Genomic DNA, 19,496 nt, shown 5'->3' with positions numbered 1-19,496 from the left:
CTTAAAACTTGCAGGCTGACAAGCTATTCTAGTTTATTATTGCCACTTTCACCATGCCTAGGTGTATTTCGAGTTATTCCGGATTTTTGTAAAGGTCTTTCAAGTGGATCGTCCAGTAATCAGTGTTGTAATGGGCAGCAGCAGCGATTGGCATATCATGCAGCATGCTGCAAATATTTTGAAGAAATTCTCTATCCCGCACGAAACTATAATTGTCTCAGCGCACCGCACACCCGACAGGATGTTTGATTATGCCGAGACGGCTCGTGACCGTGGAATCAAATGTATTATCGCCGGTGCAGGTGGTGCAGCTCACCTGCCAGGGATGATTGCTGCCAAAACCACACTGCCCGTTCTTGGTGTTCCAGTCACTTCAAAACACTTACAGGGTATTGATTCACTCCTATCCATTGTACAAATGCCCAAAGGGATACCGGTTGCCACTTTCGCTATCGGCGAAGCCGGGGCGGTGAATGCTGCGCTGTTTGCTGTTGCCATGCTGGCCGGGAAAGATACCGTGTTGGCCGAGAAACTTGATCAGTTTCGCAAGGATCAGGCGGATTCCGTTGCTGCAATGACTCTCCCTGAATCATGTATATAAGACCAGGCACCATGCTGGGCATGCTGGGTGGCGGTCAACTGGGAAGAATGTTTACCATGGCAGCACAACAAATGGGTTACCGGGTAACTGTACTTGATCCGGCCGCAGAAAGTCCTGCCGCGAACATTGCCGAACGCCATCTGCAAGCAGATTATCTGGATTATCGGGCGCTGGATGAATTAGGATCGACTTGTGCCGCGGTCACCATCGAATTTGAAAATGTCCCCGCTCAGGCACTACGCTATCTGGCGCAACGCTGCATAGTCAGCCCTAATGCCGAAAGTGTCTCAATCGCACAAAACCGTATCCTTGAGAAACAATTTCTTATGGAAAACGGTTTTCCAGTTGTGCCTTTCGTCGCTATTCGTAGCGAAAAAGATATATCCCGGAAAATTGATGCATCCTTATTCCCCTGTATACTTAAAATCAGTCAATTTGGTTATGATGGTAAGGGACAAATTCAAATTGAAAACACGGATATTTTGCCGGAACGATTTGCTGATTTGGGAAGCAGGCCCTGCGTACTGGAAAAACGATTACCGCTTGCCCATGAAATTTCCGTTATCCTTGCTCGCGATAATCACAATCGCATTACTTTCTTTCCTGTCCCGGAAAACAGGCATGTGAAAGGTATCCTTGATACAAGCATTGTACCAGCCGGGTTATCTGACAAGATTATTGAAGAAGCTTGTGAAATTGCCAGACAAGTGGCTATAAGGCTGAATTATATTGGCGTTCTGTGTGTAGAATTCTTTGTTCTGAATAATGATCAGGTTCTGGTTAATGAAATTGCACCACGTCCGCACAACAGCGGACATTATTCGCTTGATGCCTGTATCACCTCACAATTTGAGCAACAAGTTCGCGTATTGTGTGGGCTTCCACACGGCAGCACAAAACAGGTACAGGCTGCTGTAATGATTAATATACTCGGGGACCTATGGCAAAATGATGAACCTGCCTGGGACCAGATATTACGTCACTCACAAGCCAAGCTGCATTTGTACGGTAAACGTGAAGCAAAACCAGGCAGGAAAATGGGGCATTTCACTGTACTAGCAGACTCAACTGAAGAAGCTTTTCTGCAAGCTCAGCATATCAGGCATGATCTTCAATCCTAATACAACACACCAGAAATAAGCTCCCCATCAATCAACTATGACAACTGCGACGCTGTTTGAAACCAATATAACAAGCCTCCCCCTGCTACACCGGGGAAAGGTACGGGATATTTATGTGGTAGATGAAAATAACCTACTGATTATACAGACAGATCGCATTTCTGCTTTTGATGTAATATTACCAACCCCGATCCCGGAAAAAGGTAAGATTCTGACAAAAATTTCCCGTTTCTGGTTCGAGAAACTAGCTCACATTATCCCCAACCACCTTACCGACATACCACCTGAATCCGTTATTCTGCCTGGAGAGCGAGATCAGGTTACAGACCGCGCTTTTGTTGTTAAAAAATTGAAGCCACTCCCTGTCGAGGCAATTGTACGCGGTTATATTTCTGGTTCTGGCTGGAGAGATTATCAGCACAGCGGCACCATTTGTGGCGTTACCCTGCCTGAGGGGTTACGAGAGGCTGACAAAATTCCTGATGGTGCAATTTTTACACCATCAACTAAGGCAGAAGCAGGATCACATGATGAGAATATTTCATATGCTTCTTGTGAACAAATATTGGGAGCACCGCTTGCTTCAGTTGTCAGCAAATATGCAATTGCGCTTTACAGTGCTGCAGCTGACTATGCATTGACACGAAATATCATTATCGCTGATACCAAGTTTGAATTTGGCCTGGATGATAACGATCAGCTTTACCTGATCGATGAAGCACTAACCCCGGACTCCTCTCGTTTCTGGCCTGCTGAAGGCTATCAGCCTGGTAAAACCCCACCCAGTTATGACAAACAGTTTATTCGCGACTGGCTGGAACAAACTGGCTGGAACAAAACCCCACCTGCTCCTGCTATCCCGGCTGAAATTCTCATGCAAACAGTAGAAAAATATCAGGAAGCATATCAAGTGTTGGCACAGTAATTAATATACTTGCAACTCATGGTAAGTTGATAGTGGAGCGACTTATGGTTTCAATCGGATGCGGCTGCCCGACAGCAAATCCTTGAGCATAATCGATCCCAATTTCTGCGAGTTTTTCCAGAATAGCTTGTGTTTCTACCAGCTCTCCTATTGTCCCGATCTTCAGAGCACGCGCAAATTTGTTGATATTTTCAATTTTTTTCAGATCTTCCGCATCCCGTAAAATGTTGCAAACTATGCTGCCATCTATCTTCAAAAAATCTGCCCTGATGTGCTTCAGCAAATCAAATGATGTACGGTCATGATTGAAGCTGCATAATGAAACCAGGCACCCTAATTGCTGCATTTTCTTTACGAATAGTACTGTATTTTGCAAATTAGCTATAACATCAAATGCTTCTATTTCAAAACATAATTTATCAGGCGGTACTTTGGCGTTCTTCAGGAGATCTTGAACGTGATCAGCAAACGCCGGATCCTTAAGTGTGCTGTTAGATAAATTTATACAAAATGAAATTTCAGTACTAACATTCTTTTTTGAAAGGTATTGGATAATTTTCTTCACGACCCATCCGTCCAGACGCGGCATCAGGTTGTGTTTTTCGACAAGCGGGAGAAACGCGCCTGGGGGAATAAGATTAGACTCTTCCTCTGCCATACGAATAAGGATTTCGTAGTAGGTTGTAGCATTCTGACCAGGTTTAACCGGCAGTATTCTCTGACAAAAAAGACGGAACTCCTCTTGCTCAATAGCCAGGATAATACGGCTGGATGAGTCTATAGATACTCGTGCCGGTTGATGTGTTGCATCTCCACCTGAGTGTTGGGTAAGCTTTCTTTTCCACGATTGCTCATTCTCAGATACAGATTTTTCTTTAAAACTCTCCAGAGACAGCCCATCTTTCTTCATAAACCGAGGCGTATAAAGAGTATAAAACCCGATTACCTTTCCGCCAGAATCGAAATGCGGTATTAAATGGGCGGTAACCAAACAGGCAGATTGATTTATAAGTTTCTGAATTTGTTGACCTTGCACCGTTTCGCCAGATAATACGCGTCCGACTTCATGCTTGATATGGGTATAAAATGATCCACTGAGAAACTCATGCAAAAATCGATTTTCTATTTGTTCAGACCTTAATCCAAACCATTGACGAAAAGCCCGATTGTGATAGCGGCATTGCTGCTCCGGATTAAAGTAAGCTAGCATGACCGGAAAATTCTCATCTACAATTTGTAGCTTGGCTTTATTCTCCGAAGAAGTTTTTTCGGCCCAGATTCGATATTTTATTTCATTGGCAAGACGTTCTTTTTGAGCAGTCAACTGTGCAAATTGTATTGAAAATATTTTTTCAGCATGCACAATCTGAATAATTGTAATCAGGATTGCTGTTACCAGAATTACCCATAGCCCTACAATGATATGTGGCTCGATAGAGAGCATGGAATAATCCAGCGCGATCAATAAACCGGCAACAACCATTGTTACAGCCGTCGGCAAAAAAGGTTTAATCGTATTGATTTTTGAGTGGATATACATAGCTATGAGGAAAGTCTCGTTAAAAAAATTTAATTTCCCCAAACTGACCACAACTAACTATAAGATCCAAACGGACGTACTGAAGCCCAAAATTTCCAAAAGCTACCAGGTGTCAACGTGAAACTTCTGGTTGAATGTTCACTGATAGCTGTAAGCTTTAACTGTGTTATTTGCTTTTTTTTCAGTGCCTGAAGTAATGGAGCGAACCAGCTCTGCTCAATTTTCATCAATTCATTTCTCCAATTGAATGCATCCCTGTAATTGGCGTATTTATGGAGATTATCCAGAAATACCAATTGTTCACCTGAATCATCAGAGTATCGCAGTAACTCGCCGGTATCTTCCGGCAAATTATGACACGCAATTTTTCCCATTTCTGCCAGAGCAGAAACAAGGATGTGATTGCTCCAAATTCTGGTATAGGGTGTATGCACTTTTTGGGGCATAACGCCCCCTCCCCATGCCCATACACTATTGACCACCAGATCTCCCTGGGCTTCTCTTATCTGATTTAACGGATGCTCATATAAAAGCATTTGTATTTCATTGATTCTGCTGTTCCAGATCGAACTATCATTCCCGTGAGGTAGAAGATTATTTATATTTTGACCAACCACCTCACTCAAGAGAAATGTTCGCAGCTCAGGTATTTCACTACACTGCAGATACCAGCGGTCAGAATGAAGGGGCAGCAGGGTCAAACCATCATCTGAAATTAGCTCATTAATACTATCGGTAAATGAAATTGCCTCCTTTAGGGAAATATTCAAAATGTGGTTATCGCCCAAAAGTATATGGTTGTTTTTAATCCGGAGATGAACTGGGTCAACGCGTAACCAATAATTATCTCTAAATTCAGCACATCCTCTATCCAACTGCAGCACTATGGGAGCAACGGGCCAGTCATGCTGTTTTTGTACATTAAAAACCTCGCATAGCCAAGATTCTACGGAGTGTCCTGGATCTTCAGTACAGAAGCTTTTTGCAAGCATTGTTTCCAATGCCGGCAATTCCAGGTGACGGTAAATATCTACTTGCGAATTATCTGGCCAGAATAAGGCGGGAATACATAAATGTAGATTCATACAAAATTAGAAATAAATATAAAAGCATCATTGAAGCTATGCTCACTGAGCAAAAGCAATTTATCGATGAAAAATCATAAAAATCACATCGCCCTATGTTATTTGCTGCTCGCACACTCCTGGCAGTAAAGTTTTACTACCCCCGTTACAGAGTAGCCAACATTTTTACACAAATATATAAAAGATCCCTGCATACCCCTGAAATTCTACAGAAGAGCGGGGAAAGAGATTTGGCTGAAGTGGTTTTTGCCGATTGATTCTGGGAAAAAGAGAAGTCTTCCTCATTTTTCAGGGGATCCCCCCTTTATGCTGTAACAGGACAGGTTTTTCCTGCTGATGGATCATTAATAAAAATTTTGTTGGCTACTTTTTTCAGATTCATACCAATACATTTCATGATGATATGGGTGTTGATTTTTATCGTGCTGAAGTAGCTGGCATGCTTCATTCCGGATAAGCGTTTGGCAATGCCACACCGATCAACGATATTTGGCGTTTTTTGCTGATGCGTTTGCTCGCCAGTTTTTGTCGGGCTGAAAGTGATTTGTTTTTGTAAGCCTGGGCAACCAGTGGTTATGGAAACGTCATGAGAACCTGTTGATGCTCTTCTGGGGCAATAGCGCTAAAAGTGCCCAGTGGATAAATTGCAGGCTGTTGAGTTTGCGCTCGCAGTTCTTCCATAATCGCCGGTATTTTTCCAGCCCTGAAAAAGTTTATTCCACAATCCAGCACCTGAGAATGACCGCAAAAGTGTGCGGTTCACTTCTCCTGGCAATCTGCACCGTGATCACCTCACCTAAACACAACCTGACTACCTCGATAGGTGGTTGAGCTGTGTAGCCAGAATCCGCAAAGATGCTCAATACGCTGGACAGTCAGTGTGTGCCTGGCGTCAATGTAGCAATAGCGCCCTTGCGGTCGGTAATGTCCGCGGTTGTCACAGATGCCATCGACGTCAGGTTTTTTCCATTTGGAGAATACGCGTAAACCGTTTCCTATTTCGGGTAGTCACCGGGAAACACTCACCATTGGTAGCCCATTTTAAACATGTACACCACAGTCCACAGTCGAAAAGGTCAACAGTGTGCGCCTGGATAACTTTTTCTCATGCCCAACATTTAAGCATCATCAGGGTATCAAATGATTCTTGCCCGCTACTGGCGGTGATTGATCCCATTTACATTTATATAAACCACCTAAACCCGACCATAGCTGTTTTCAGTCAACCAACCTATCAATCTTCATCAATGCTCTATCTTGCTTCAAACGACGTGCCAACTCGATCAACTCAAAACTCATCCACATCTTGCAAATTTGATCAGATATTTATATCTCTCCATTTTAAGGGTTCTTTGACCAATAGGAACAGTTATGCAGGGAGATTAAAAATTACCAGTTGCAAAATTTTCAAAGATGAATATAATTTTAAGAATTATTCTCATTACTGATTAGGGTTGTTGCAACTGTAATCAATTGAGTATACCCCGTGTTTTCTGAAAATTATTCGACAAAAGTTATCTTTCATGTATATTTGCGTATGTAAGGGAATAACTGAACGCGACATTCACGAGGCCGTAAAACAAGGTGCCGTAAGGATGCGTGATCTAAGGAGCTGCTTGGGCGTTACCGGTCAATGTGGTATTTGTGCTTGCCACGCCAAGGTAACCTTGGATAAGGTATTGAACCAGGAGCTTTCTCAACAAACTACTGCAAGACCCTCCTGAAGTCCTTTTGACTTACTAAAGCTTGCAGGCTAATCATCCGGAGAGAGAAAATCATGAAAGGTAATGCCGATATAATTCGCTGGTTAAATCGTCAGCTACAGCTCGAATTGACTGCTATCAATCAATATTTTCTTCATGCTCGCATGTATAAAAACTGGGGATTTAACAAGCTCGGTGAGTATGAATACCAAGAATCTATTGAAGAAATGAAGCATGCGGATCAATTAATTGAACGCATTCTTTTTCTTGAGGGCTTGCCTAATTTACAAGAACTTGGGAAATTAATGATCGGTGAAAATGCACAAGAATGTATCACTTGTGATCTTGAGCTGGAGCGTGCAGGTCGGGAAACTCTCATAAGTGCGATAGCCGCTTGTGAAACAGCACAGGATTATGTCTCACGTGAAATTTTTAAAGAAATTCTGGAAGATACAGAAGAGCATATCGACTGGCTGGAAACACAGCAAGACGTAATTCAAAATATTGGCCTTCAGAACTGGCTGCAGAGCCAGATTTAATAGCTTGTCATCTGGCCTGCCGTCAAATATGCGTCTGCAGGGTTGTTTTATAACTGAGAACAACAAGGCATCGAGAGTCGGAAGCAACACACCTCCTGTATCAGGGTAAGAATATGTGGCTGGATCCAATCTAACCAGTTAGATTCAGCCAGTGCTGCTTCTGTATGCAATCGTCTGCATATTGTCTATTACTGATCAAAATTAGAAATGTGCTGATAGAATACAAGTCTAACTTGCTATTTTATTAATATCTGTATTTCTAACTTAGTACTTAGTATTATGACTATTAATTGTACTCAGTGTGGTAGTAACCGGACGCATAAATCCCGTTTCAGGCCAGGTGAGCGTACTCCTTCAAACTTATTACTTTCTCCCTATCGCTGTCGTGACTGCAAGGCACGCTTCTGGGGTCGAAATAATGATACTTGTTTTGTGGCTGCAATAAGTGTCGGTAGTATATTTTTGCTGGGAACATTAATCTGGATTGGGTTTTCTACTGACGAATCCATAAGAAATGACCTGCAATCTCAACCACAAGCGTCTTCTGCAGAATTACTTCGAAGTTCTCCTCAATCTCCATCAGTTATTGCATCAACGAAACCAACGCTATCTGAGGCAATTGCGCGCGGAGAGAAAATTAATCTTGAATCGATCAGAAGTGAAGAATCTCATTCTGTACCAAACCTCAGTGACAATCGATTCTATACGATTAGCCTTTTCCTTGAAAAAGCCAGAAAAGGCAGCGCTGACGCCCAATATCAACTAGGTTTACTATATCTGACTGGTAAAGGAACACTTCAAGACTTCTCTGAAGCTTCAAAATGGTTCATATTGGCTGCCGAACAAAATCATCCTCTTGCGCAGTATGAACTCGGCCTGCTTTATCAAATTGGCCAAGGCGTAGAAATGGATAGTGAAAAAAGTTATGTATGGTTCAATCTGGCTGCTGCAGCTGGTATAGAGCAGGCAGCATTGGCACGCGATAAAGCCATGCGTTCACTCAGTAGAGTACAACTTACATCAGCACAAAAAACAGCCCGAGAGTGGCTGGATTCCAGAAATAAATCTGAGAAACAGCTATCGGGCTATTAGAGTAATAACACTACGACTTAATTAAAGTGCTTTAACCATATCTTCCACGACTTTCTTGGCATCACCAAATACCATCATGGTCTTATCCATATAAAAGAGATCATTGTCCAAGCCCGCATAGCCAGCAGCCATACTGCGTTTGACAACCATTACTGTACGTGCCTTATATGCCTCCAGGATTGGCATTCCGTAAATAGGACTTCCTGGAACATTTGCTGCCGGATTGACTACGTCATTTGCGCCTAATACCAGTACGACATCGGTATTCGGAAAATCACTGTTGATCTCTTCCATTTCCTGAACCATCTCATAGGGAATCTCAGCCTCTGCAAGCAGTACATTCATATGGCCAGGCATACGACCTGCGACAGGATGAATGGCAAAACGAATATTGATTCCTTTTTTATGCAGTGCCAATGCTAATTCTTTAACGGCATGCTGAGCACGTGCCACGGCCAGTCCATATCCGGGAATGATAATAACACTGTCCGAATTCCCCAACAAAAATGCAGCATCATCTGCACTACCGCTACGGTAGGTTTTCTGTGCCCCATCGCTAGTACTCTGGCTTCCTCCATCACTGCCAAAACCACCAAGAATCACAGAAAGAAATGGTCGGTTCATGGCCTTACACATAATGTAAGAGAGAATTGCGCCAGAGCTACCTACCAGAGATCCGGCGATAATCAACATCGGATTCCCAAGCGAAAAACCAATTCCTGCTGCAGCCCATCCCGAATATGAGTTCAACATGGAAATCACAACCGGCATGTCTGCACCACCGATTGGAATAATAATGAGAAAACCCAACAGGAAGGCAACCGCTGTCATTGTAGAAAATGCAGTCCAGTTCGTTGTTTCGCTAAAGAAAAACCATAAGCCAAAACTGATCATGACAATTGCCAGCAACAAATTAACCATATGCTGGCCACTAAAGATAATCGGTGCGCCACTCATGCGCCCGGATAACTTAAGGAAAGCAATAACGGATCCAGACCATGTCATGGCACCGATGAAAGTCCCCAGAAAAAGCTCAAGTTTATTACCAGCAGGTAATATTTCCGGCAAACCGAATGAAACCGGATTATTGACAGCGGCAATTGCAATAAATACCGCAGCAAGTCCAACAAGCGAATGCATGAACGCAATGAGTTCAGGCATTGCAGTCATCTGAATACGCTGCGCCACAATTGAACCGATGATTGCACCCACAGCAATACAGCTTAAAATCAGCACCCAGTTTCCAGTAATGGTCAGGGTTGTACTTACAGCAATACCCATCCCCAACATACCAAGTAGATTGCCACGACGTGCAGCAGTGGGCGAACTTAATCCCTTGAGTGAAAGAATAAAAAATACAGCCGCTACCAGATAGGCCAGCGCGATGAAGTTAACAGACATTTAGGCTTGTCCTTTTTTATCTTTTTTCTTAAACATTTCCAGCATACGCTGGGTAACGAGAAATCCACCGAATACATTGATGGATGCCAAGACCACGGCTGCAGCCCCTAACCACGCCCCCCAGTCCGCTTCAGCTGAGCCCGCTGCCAACATTGCTCCGACCAGAATGATACTGGAAATTGCATTTGTTACTGACATCAAGGGGGTATGAAGAGCAGGTGTCACATTCCACACCACATGGTAGCCAACAAAAACTGCCAGGACAAATACTGTCAGGTTAATGATCGTTGGATCAATTTCTCCAATCATGTGTTTTCCTCATAGAGATTCATAAATTTTATGTGTAAACAATACAACCGACTTTTATGATTTACCTATAATTTCTCCAGCCGTACAGACCAGGCTTCCTTTGACAATCTCGTCTTCGCGATCTATTTTAAGCTCGCCAGTCTGTGTATCCAATATTAGATTTAGGAAATTTAACAGATTACGTGCATATAACGCACTGGCGTCTGTCGCCACCAATCCTGGGAGATTTGCTATGCCAACCAAATGCACGCCGTGTTTAACTACAGTTTTGCCAAGCTCTGATAACGGACAATTTCCACCTGCTTCAACGGCCATATCCACTATTACCGAGCCGGGCTTCATCGCCTTGACTGTTTCTTCACTAATCAGGATGGGAGCCGGGCGACCCGGAATCAAAGCAGTTGTAATGATAATATCTGCAGCAGCGGCACGTTCATGAATCAGATTGCTCTGCCGACGCTTGTAATCCTCCGACATTTCAGCCGCGTATCCGCCAGCAGTCTCTGCTTTAGCTTTTTCCTCATCCGTCAATGGAACTTCCACAAACTTAGCTCCCAAGCTTTCTACCTGCTCTTTGACTGCTGGCCTCACATCAAATGCTTCAATCACTGCACCCAAGCGTTTGGCTGTTGCAATCGCCTGCAACCCAGCCACACCAGCTCCTAGAATCAACATACGTGCGGCTTTAACCGTACCGGCTGCCGTCATCAGCATGGGAAAAAATCTCTGGTATACATTAGCAGCCAGAATAACTGCTTTGTAACCACCAATATTGGCCTGAGAAGACAGCACATCCATACTTTGGGCCCGTGATATACGGGGTAGTTTTTCCATCGCGAATGCAGTGACACCATGCCGGGCTACTATCTCAATTTCTTCTGCAAGATGAGGTGCAAGCAAACCAATCAGTATCGCATCTTTTTTCATATGAACCAGTTCGCTGGCTTCAGGGCCCCGAACCTTCAGTATGATCTGGGATTGCTCATATAACTGCGAAGCACCGGAGACGATTACTGCACCTGCTTCCTGGTATGCGGAATCAGGGATGCTGGCGTTTATGCCCGCTCCTGCCTGCACCAGAACAGTATGCAGTCCCTTGGCAACCAATTTCTTGACGGTTTCTGGCGTAGCCGCCACGCGTGTTTCTCCTGCACGCGTTTCGGCAGGTATGCCTATGTGCATGGATGTTCTCCCTTGTTATTTTATTAATTCATTAATCAAAAATTGTCGTACTGACAACCACAGCAAAATCCATCACACTCATTCAATTTAATACCAAATTCTAAATCAATTTAAAACAGATTTATTTTGGCAGCATTCACATTCATGATATCTGACTAAGATGCATGATTATTACTGTGTTGCAAACAATGTCCAATCCAGTGACTTGTCAGTTTTTCCTGCACACTATTCAGGCGCAAACGTGAAGCTAATCCACCGAAATCGACCAGATCCAATGGCTGATCTTGATTAAAGCAGGAAAAAACGTATGAAATCTCGCCTGTCTCGGGATTCTTTTGAGGTTGCAGGCATTGCGCGCAGATTTCCTTCATCATGCACTGCATCGGGGAATTAATCGATCCCACTGCAAAGTGTCCGGCTTTAAGATAAGGTGCCAGTTGCTGATGCCGTGCAGCAGCAACTGCTGCCATCATGCGATCGGAGCCGATTGCTATAATACGGTCGGCAGCCTGCATGGAAATCGGTGTGTGACCCAGCTCACCATTGGCATAAGCAACCATTGCCTGCACAATATTACCCACATAACTCAAATCGCCTGGACGAGAAGGTTGGAATCCTGGTGATTCGTCGCTGCACCAAACAATGGTATCGGCTGCCGCTTCTATTTCTGCCACTTTGTAGCGGTCAGCCAATTTTTTGTAGCCTGCAAAATACAATACTTTACAACCAGCAACCCGGGCAGCAGCACCAATCGAGAACAATACTGCATTACCTAGCCCGCCACCAACCAATATAACAGTTTCATTGGATTCAATTTCCGTTGGTGTTCCGGTTGGACCCATCAAAATAACCGGCTCACCAGGTTGAAGTAACGAGCACAAATTTGCAGATCCACCCATTTCCAGTGCGATCAATGATACCAAACCTTTCGAGGTATCAACTGAAGCGCCTGTAAGGGCAATTCCTTCCATAGCCAAACGGGTTTGCTCAGAACTTCTTGCAAATAAAGCATAATTTTGAAAACGATAAAATTGCCCAGGGCGAAAATGACGAGCAGCCAAAGGTGCATGAACGACAACTTCTATGATGTTTGGTGTCAGGCGTTCCACCTTATGCACGGTAGCGCGCAACTCATCTCCAATTTCAATGAAAAATTGAGAAGCGGTTTGTACTGATACGGGATCAATCTGAGCAAGCACTCGGCTGACCACTGGATACCCTTGTTTGGCACTGGACATTGCTTTAACCACATTACCTGAATAAGATGGATGCAGGTCACCAAAGAAACTGATGAAACGTCCATCACTAGAGTGGCTCAATAATACCGCGGGCGTCTCAGGCTTGGGATTACCTTTAATGACATCTACAGGCTGACCTTGTTCATCATAAGAAGCAAAATAGTGTCCATTCAGTTTGAAATACTGTGAGTCTTCACGTGCCAGAACAGTATTCGGCTGGGTTCCAGCTGCCACCAATATTGTTCGAGCAGGTTGAACTACCTCCCTCACTTTATACCAATTACCCTCCTCATCCACTGCCTGAACAACAAAACAGATAGATTGAACATGCTCCCATTGATCAATATCAATCCTCAATGGAGTCAGGCCTTCGGCAAAATAGATACCCTCCTCCAACGCTTTCTCTACTTCTTCATGATTCAGCGTATAGGAAGGACTGTCGATCAATCGTTTTCGATAAGCAACTATAGCGCCACCCCAGGATTGCAGCAATGCCGCAACACGAGGTTCGCGATTTTCCTGTCCCGCCTGAGCTTTCTCATTACGGATAGCTCGTGCGTGACTCATAAATTCTTCAGCAATTTCACACTCTTCAATGTCCCAACTAGCGCGTATTACAGCCTCTCCTTGTACTGCTGCCAATATTTCATAGCGCTTCAGGAATTTTTCTACCTGAATGGGGTAATAAGCCAGCGCTTCTGTTGCAGCATCGATTGCTGTCAATCCACCCCCTATCACGACCACCGGTAAACGCAACTGCATGTTGGCGATAGAATTGCTCTGGGCAGCTCCCGTTAGCTGAAGCGCCATCAGGAAGTCAGATGCAGCTCGCACGCCTCGAGCTAATCCGTTGGGTATATTCAAAATAGTTGGACGTCCAGCGCCTGCTGCTAGTGCAATATGATCAAATCCTAGCTGCCATGCATCATCGACAGTCAGCGTGCCTCCAAAGCGCACACCACCGAAAAGAGCAAATTCCGAACGACGTTCCAGTAATAAACGGATCAGTTTAAGGAAATTCTTATCCCAACGTACTGTAATACCATATTCAGCTACACCACCAAACCCGGCAGGCAATCGTTCATCTAGATCTTCGCTTAACTGCTTGACATCGTAAATCGGCATAAAAGAATTACGCTCGCCTTTTATATCTATTCCAGAGATATTGGCTGATAAAGGCTCTATTTTTAATCCATCCACACCCACTACGGTATGGCCATCATTCATAAGATGATGTGACAATGTGTAGCCTGCCGGCCCCATACCAACCACCAGCACTTTCTTGCCTGTTGCCGCTTTGGGATAGGGTCTGTGCAAATTAAGCGGATTCCAGCGCGTTAGCAAGCTGTAAATCTCAAATCCCCAAGGTAATTCGAGTACATCCTTAAGTGTGCGTGTTTCAGCCTGGGGAATATTGACGGGATCCTGTTTCTGATAAATGCATGATTTCATGCAATCGTTACAGATACGGTGCCCGGTTCCTGCACACATCGGATTGTCCAGCACGATCATGGCCAAACTGCCAATCGCAACCCCCTGGGTTTTAAGCTTGTGAAATTCTGAAATACGCTCTTCCAGCGGACAGCCGGCAAGTAACACCCCCAGATCATTTCTTTTAAAGGTTTTTACTTCTGGAATTTCTTTTGATTTTTGCAAGAATCCTTTTGAACAGGAATCCTTGCCTTGTTCGTGACACCAGATACAATAGTTCGCCTCATCCAGAGCGCCTGTCAAATCGGTTCCATGATCTGTCAGTGAAAAACCTTCACGATACCGAACATGATCAAGACGGTGCATCATATATCCATTGCAATCATCACTCTCCAATGACAGCAGATGTTTCGGATCCAGTTTACGTGGAGATTTGAATAAAATACCCTGATGAGTATGCACTTGCCCTGCAGATGTACGCAACGCCCAAGCGGCATAATGCAACGCAAGCTCAAGCTGTACCGAATAATTTGCTTCATCCGTCATCCAGTGAGCAACATGAGATGCAAAAATAAGCTCCGAAAAAGGCTGGCCAAATTCTTCCACCAACTTTCGTTCCAGCTCCAGGCCATTCAGTGTTTGCAATATCTCATCACTCACCTTGGTTTTGGCACGCCGCTGTACAAACTGACGTTTACAGAAATAAAGGGGGGCCAGTTCATGATGTCGCGCAGCTAAGGTGTTAACCTCACTTTTAATGCCAAACAATATCGCAACAAAGTCTTCCAGCCAGGGAGCCACTTCAATCAGCAAAGCGGATTCATCCTTGGGTGACAGTTGCCCTGGATGCTTTCGTGCCTGAATCAGCCGATCACATAATCTGGGATCACCTTCTCCAAGAAAACTCAGGAATATCTGATCCAGTTTAACCAGGCCAGCTCGTTCATACAGTTCCGGAAAGGACATGCCAAATTCAAGGACAAGCCTGGGGTCAGGCATTATTGAGGAATAATTGTGCATTGATTGAGAATCAATCATATATTTTTAGTCAAATATCCAGGATATTTTTCTAATACAAAAATAGGAATAAACAGATGGCAGGTATTTATTGATCGGAATAATTTTCGGTTTGGAAAATGTAATCAGCTTTCTCGGATACAAATCATGCCGGCTGCCACAGTATTATTGCTGACTTCATCAATCAGAATAAAACAACCAGTTCCCCGATTTTTGGCATATGCATCAATGACGAGTGGTTGCTGTACCTTCATTCCAATTCTAGCAATATCATTCATTGTCAAAATGTTAACTGGCTCTTGATGCATTGTATTTATATCAACCCGATAGTCAATTCGGGTGATTAATCCTTTAACGATACGAGTGGTATGCTTGATAATATATTTACGATTGGGGTCAAATGCTTGTTCGGATAACCAGCAGAGCATGGCATCAAACTCCCTGGTAATTTGAGGCGGCTCTCCACCATTGATTAGCATATCTCCGCGCGAGATATCCAGATGATCTTCAATGGTCAAGATGACGGATTGTGGCGCAAAAGCGGTTTCAAAACTGTCGTTATATAAAAGAATTTCTTTGATGCGGGATGTTAATCCGGATGGTAATACTGTTACTGCATCCCCCACGCGTATTGTTCCGGATTCGATTCGACCCGTATACCCACGGAAATCATGCATTTCTTCCGTTTGCGGACGACATACCCACTGTACCGGAAAGCGAAAATCCAGTACGTTGATATCGTGTTCTATATTAATGGATTCCAGATAATCCAATAATGGCTTGCCCGAATACCAGTCAAGGTTGTCACCACGTTCCACGACCATATCTCCAAGTAGCGCAGATATTGGTATATATTCAATGGAACGAAACCCCAGCCCTTGTAAAAACACAGCAAATTCAGCACAAATCTGCTTGAAGATTTCCTGGGAATAGCCAACCAGATCCATTTTATTAATTGCCACAACCAGATGAGGAATGCCAACCAGACTGGCAAGGTAGGCGTGCCGCCGGGATTGTGTCAAAACTCCCTTGCGCGCATCGATAAGAACAATTGCAAGATTGGCAGTAGAAGCACCCGTTACCATATTACGCGTATATTGCTCATGGCCTGGTGTGTCCGCAATAATAAACTTGCGCTTGGGTGTATTGAAATAACGATACGCCACATCAATAGTGATTCCCTGCTCCCGCTCTGCTTGCAATCCGTCAGTAAAAAGCGAGAGATCAATTTTTTCCATCCCGCGTTTGTTAGAGGTTCTGGTAACAGCACTCAACTGATCTTCGAAGATGGATTTTGAATCATGCAGCAAACGACCTATCAGCGTGCTTTTACCATCATCTACACTGCCTGCACTAATAAATCGCAGCAGCTCGGCATGATCGGGTTCAATATTTTCAACAGCAGCCATGTCCTAGAAAAACCTATGAAGATAAGAAATTAAAACCGGGTGTTATTTCAGAACACTGTCCTAGAAATAACCTTCCCGTTTACGCAACTCCATTGATGCCTCAGAAGTACGATCATCCATACGTGTTGCCCCGCGCTCAGTAATTCGTGTTAATGCTGTTTCCACGATGATTTCCTCGACACCCCTGGCCTGAGAAGCGACCGGACAGGTACAGCTCATATCACCAACCGTACGGAATCGCACCATCATATGTTGTACACTTTCCCCCGCCTCGGGCTGAACCAGGTACGACACCGGCAGCAGACTACTATTTCGCACAATTACATCTCTCTCATGAGCATAATAGATAGATGGAATTTCCAGCTGTTCCCGGCCGATATATTGCCATATATCCAATTCTGTCCAGTTACTGATAGGAAAAACCCTGATGTTTTCTCCAGGGTGAGTTCGCGCATTATAGAGACTCCATAATTCTGGGCGCTGATTCTTTGGATCCCATTGACCGAACTCATCCCGAAACGAAAAAATACGTTCTTTCGCACGTGCTTTTTCCTCGTCTCTGCGAGCACCGCCAATGCAGGCATCAAACCCGAATTCTGAAATGGCGTCCAGTAAAGTAACTGCCTGAAAAGGATTGCGGCTTTGGTTCTTGGATCGCAATATGACCCTGCCACGCTGAATAGAATCCTCCATGCTGCGTACAATCAGGCGTTCTCCCAATTGTTTGGCCCGATAATCCCGAAATTCAATTACTTCCGGAAAATTATGGCCCGTATCGATATGCATCAACGGAAAAGGAAAATGGCTCGGGCGAAAGGCTTTTTCAGCCAGTCTCAGCAAAACAACCGAATCCTTGCCCCCTGAAAACAACAGTACCGGATTGGCACACTCTGCCGCAACTTCTCGCATGATATGGATAGCCTCGTTTTCCAAGGCATCCAAATGTGTAAAATATGACTGTTGATTCATTTTATTTTGATTTAAGAACATTAACTTATGTTTCTGCTTTTGTAGTATGTAAACCACATTCTTTAGAGTCTGGGTTTTCCCACCACCAACGCCCGGATCGAATATCTTCCCCGGGAGTTATTGCCCGAGTACATGGAGCACAGCCGATGCTGGGATAAAATTGGTCATGCAACGCATTGTAGGGAATATTGTGCTGCTTTATATAGTTCCATACATCCTTCTCAGTCCAGTCGCACAAGGGATTAAATTTATGTATACCGTGAATGTTATCAAATACTGATAACTTCAGCTCCTCCCGGGTGGTTGATTGCTCGCGACGCATTCCTGTAATCCAGGCACGCTTTCCAGCCAAAGCACGCTTTAGCGGTTCAACTTTTCGTATATAGCAACAACGTTTTCGCAGATCAATACTTTCATAAAACCCATTTGGGCCATATTGCGTCACATAGTTCTCAACAGACGATGAATCAGGAAAATAAGCATGGACGGAAACACCATAACGCTCCTTCGTCTTTTGTATCAGATCATAAGTTTCCTGTGGAAGACGTCCGGTATCAAGCGTAAATATGCCAATTTCCGGATGATGGCGAGCGATTACATCAGTCAATACCATATCTTCAGCACCAAAACTGTTGGCAAATACAGCGGGAGAATAATCCCGCTGGATATTACCTAACAAACTGTGTAACTGCTCAACCTTCTGTTGCAATGTTTGCTCATCCATATTAATAAAGCGTTATTTTACCTGACAAATACATATCCATAAAAAATCTATATAAGCACGCCAACCCGATGTGAATCCTTACGCTACGCTACTTGTCATAGCTTCGAATGATACACAACACAAATGACCTCATTTTTACATTGCACTTTAAACATATATGCAAGCATAACAATAATATTTATAATATAAAAGAATATTAAATTAATTATATATTATAGTTTGTTATATAAATGAAACTCCAGCAATTGAGATACCTTCGTGAAATTGCAAAACAAAAGCTGAATTTATCCAAGGCTGCGAATGCTCTGCATACTTCACAACCTGGGGTCAGTCGACAAATCCAGCTATTGGAACAAGAGTTGGGGGTCGAGATTTTTACACGCCACGGTAAACGTCTTACCAGTATCACTCAGCCAGGGCTTGCGATCCTGGAAACTGCCCAACGAATGCTGCAGGACGCAGATAACCTGAAAAAAATTGGAAATGAATTTAATGATAAGGAGAGCGGTACATTTGTTATTGCAACTACTCACACACAAGCACGGTATGTGCTCCCTCCTGTAATCAAGCGCTTTATCGAACGCCACCCAAAAATCAGATTATCCTTGCGACAGGGAAGCCCTATAGAAATATCCACCTGGGTTTCATCTGGTGAAGCCGATTTGGCTATCGCAACCGAAGCCATCGAATTATTCGACGAACTCGTTATGTTGCCTTGTTATGAATGGAATCGTTGTGTCGTCGTTCCGCCTCGGCATCCACTACTCCAACTTAAGGAGTTAACGCTTGAATCCATCGCTCAATACACAATCATTACCTACGATTTTGCTTTTACCGGTCGATCCAAAATCAATCAGGCATTTGAATCCAGAGGATTAAAGCCCAACGTGGTACTGACAGCACTTGACGCGGATGTAATCAAAACCTATGTAGAAATCGGTTTGGGCGTAGGCATTCTGGCAAAGATGGCCTTTGATCCGGCTCGCGATAAAAAGTTGCGGGCCATTGATGCCGCACATCTGTTTGAACCCAGTACTACTCGCATCGGTATCTGTCGCAACAGCTACATCCGCCACTACATTTACGATTTTATTGAGATGTTTGCGACACATCTTGATACAGAAACGATCAATAGGCTGCTCAGAAATCCTGAAAACTAACTGCTATTGGTAGTAACAATTGGCATAGACAAAAAGGCTCCCACCCTGTC

17 protein-coding genes are annotated in these 19,496 nt (G+C 43.9%); 8 read left to right on the top strand and 9 right to left on the bottom strand.

Translation table 11 applies throughout. From position 1 onward, the window contains the following. Positions 1–103: 103 nt before the first annotated feature. From purE to C8R14_RS03640, 3 genes are read left to right on the top strand one after another with little or no spacing between them, the layout of a single operon-like run. The gene (purE, locus tag C8R14_RS03650; protein WP_207204487.1) at positions 104–601 is read left to right on the top strand and encodes a 5-(carboxyamino)imidazole ribonucleotide mutase; all 498 of its coding nucleotides are present in this window, start codon (positions 104–106) and stop codon (positions 599–601) included. Beyond that, the gene (locus C8R14_RS03645; protein ID WP_011634276.1) at positions 592–1,722 is read left to right on the top strand and encodes a 5-(carboxyamino)imidazole ribonucleotide synthase; all 1,131 of its coding nucleotides are present in this window, start codon (positions 592–594) and stop codon (positions 1,720–1,722) included. Before purE ends, C8R14_RS03645 begins: the two co-directional genes overlap by 10 nt. Before the next feature lie 37 nt (positions 1,723–1,759). Then, positions 1,760–2,647: a phosphoribosylaminoimidazolesuccinocarboxamide synthase gene (locus tag C8R14_RS03640; RefSeq protein WP_011634275.1), complete on the top strand. Its 888-nt coding sequence runs from the start codon at positions 1,760–1,762 to the stop codon at positions 2,645–2,647. A 16-nt stretch (positions 2,648–2,663) separates the two neighbouring features. On the opposite strand, the gene C8R14_RS03635 is transcribed toward C8R14_RS03640, so the two are convergent. Together C8R14_RS03635 and C8R14_RS03630 are read right to left on the bottom strand one after the other, a co-directional pair. After that, on the bottom strand, positions 2,664–4,229 hold the full coding sequence (locus C8R14_RS03635; RefSeq protein WP_242500231.1) for a sensor domain-containing phosphodiesterase: 1,566 nt from the start codon (positions 4,227–4,229) through the stop codon (positions 2,664–2,666). An 11-nt stretch (positions 4,230–4,240) separates the two neighbouring features. Beyond that, positions 4,241–5,179, bottom strand: coding sequence for a hypothetical protein (locus C8R14_RS03630; RefSeq protein WP_242500246.1), 939 nt, complete (start codon positions 5,177–5,179; stop codon positions 4,241–4,243). A gap of 8 nt (positions 5,180–5,187) precedes the next feature. On the opposite strand from C8R14_RS03630, the gene C8R14_RS14000 reads away from it, so the two are divergent. From C8R14_RS14000 to C8R14_RS03615, 4 genes are all read left to right on the top strand, one after another. Continuing rightward, the gene (locus tag C8R14_RS14000; protein WP_242500230.1) at positions 5,188–5,352 is read left to right on the top strand and encodes a hypothetical protein; all 165 of its coding nucleotides are present in this window, start codon (positions 5,188–5,190) and stop codon (positions 5,350–5,352) included. 1,443 nt (positions 5,353–6,795) lie between these two features. After that, positions 6,796–6,996, top strand: a complete 201-nt coding sequence (locus C8R14_RS03625; RefSeq protein WP_011634271.1) for a (2Fe-2S)-binding protein — start codon at positions 6,796–6,798, stop codon at positions 6,994–6,996. Between the two features lie 53 nt (positions 6,997–7,049). Beyond that, positions 7,050–7,514 carry a bacterioferritin gene (gene bfr / locus C8R14_RS03620; RefSeq protein ID WP_011634270.1) on the top strand — a complete coding sequence of 155 codons (465 nt, stop codon included), beginning with the start codon at positions 7,050–7,052 and terminating at the stop codon, positions 7,512–7,514. Positions 7,515–7,946: 432 nt separating this feature from the next. After that, entirely contained in the window at positions 7,947–8,606 is a 660-nt protein-coding gene (locus tag C8R14_RS03615) for a tetratricopeptide repeat protein (protein ID WP_242500229.1), read from the top strand. A gap of 21 nt (positions 8,607–8,627) precedes the next feature. On the opposite strand, the gene C8R14_RS03610 is transcribed toward C8R14_RS03615, so the two are convergent. From C8R14_RS03610 to C8R14_RS03580, 7 genes are all read right to left on the bottom strand, one after another. Further along, positions 8,628–10,007, bottom strand: a complete 1,380-nt coding sequence (locus C8R14_RS03610) for an NAD(P)(+) transhydrogenase (Re/Si-specific) subunit beta (protein WP_011634268.1) — start codon at positions 10,005–10,007, stop codon at positions 8,628–8,630. Then, a complete protein-coding gene (locus C8R14_RS03605) occupies positions 10,008–10,316 on the bottom strand; it encodes an NAD(P) transhydrogenase subunit alpha part 2 (protein WP_011634267.1) in 309 nt (102 codons plus the stop codon). Between the two features lie 54 nt (positions 10,317–10,370). Beyond that, entirely contained in the window at positions 10,371–11,498 is a 1,128-nt protein-coding gene (locus tag C8R14_RS03600; protein WP_011634266.1) for a Re/Si-specific NAD(P)(+) transhydrogenase subunit alpha, read from the bottom strand. A 155-nt stretch (positions 11,499–11,653) separates the two neighbouring features. After that, complete coding sequence (locus C8R14_RS03595; protein ID WP_011634265.1) at positions 11,654–15,205, bottom strand: FAD-dependent oxidoreductase; 3,552 nt, start codon at positions 15,203–15,205, stop codon at positions 11,654–11,656. Between the two features lie 104 nt (positions 15,206–15,309). Then, the gene (gene cysN, locus C8R14_RS03590) at positions 15,310–16,593 is read right to left on the bottom strand and encodes a sulfate adenylyltransferase subunit CysN (protein WP_011634264.1); all 1,284 of its coding nucleotides are present in this window, start codon (positions 16,591–16,593) and stop codon (positions 15,310–15,312) included. Between the two features lie 60 nt (positions 16,594–16,653). Beyond that, positions 16,654–17,562: a sulfate adenylyltransferase subunit CysD gene (cysD, locus tag C8R14_RS03585; RefSeq protein WP_049753156.1), complete on the bottom strand. Its 909-nt coding sequence runs from the start codon at positions 17,560–17,562 to the stop codon at positions 16,654–16,656. Between the two features lie 25 nt (positions 17,563–17,587). Continuing rightward, on the bottom strand, positions 17,588–18,286 hold the full coding sequence (locus C8R14_RS03580; RefSeq protein WP_011634262.1) for a phosphoadenylyl-sulfate reductase: 699 nt from the start codon (positions 18,284–18,286) through the stop codon (positions 17,588–17,590). A gap of 230 nt (positions 18,287–18,516) precedes the next feature. Here C8R14_RS03580 and cysB point away from each other — a divergent pair, with 230 nt between their 5' ends. Continuing rightward, positions 18,517–19,446 (top strand): HTH-type transcriptional regulator CysB, encoded by a 930-nt coding sequence (gene cysB, locus C8R14_RS03575; RefSeq protein ID WP_011634261.1) that lies wholly within the window; start codon positions 18,517–18,519, stop codon positions 19,444–19,446. The last annotated feature ends 50 nt before the right edge of the window (positions 19,447–19,496 follow it).

Origin of the sequence: Nitrosomonas eutropha (genome assembly GCF_003201195.1) — a bacterium.
GTDB classification, from domain to species: domain Bacteria; phylum Pseudomonadota; class Gammaproteobacteria; order Burkholderiales; family Nitrosomonadaceae; genus Nitrosomonas; species Nitrosomonas eutropha.
The sequence above is the reverse complement of the archived record's forward strand: the minus strand, read 5'-3'. Positions and strand labels throughout refer to the sequence as shown.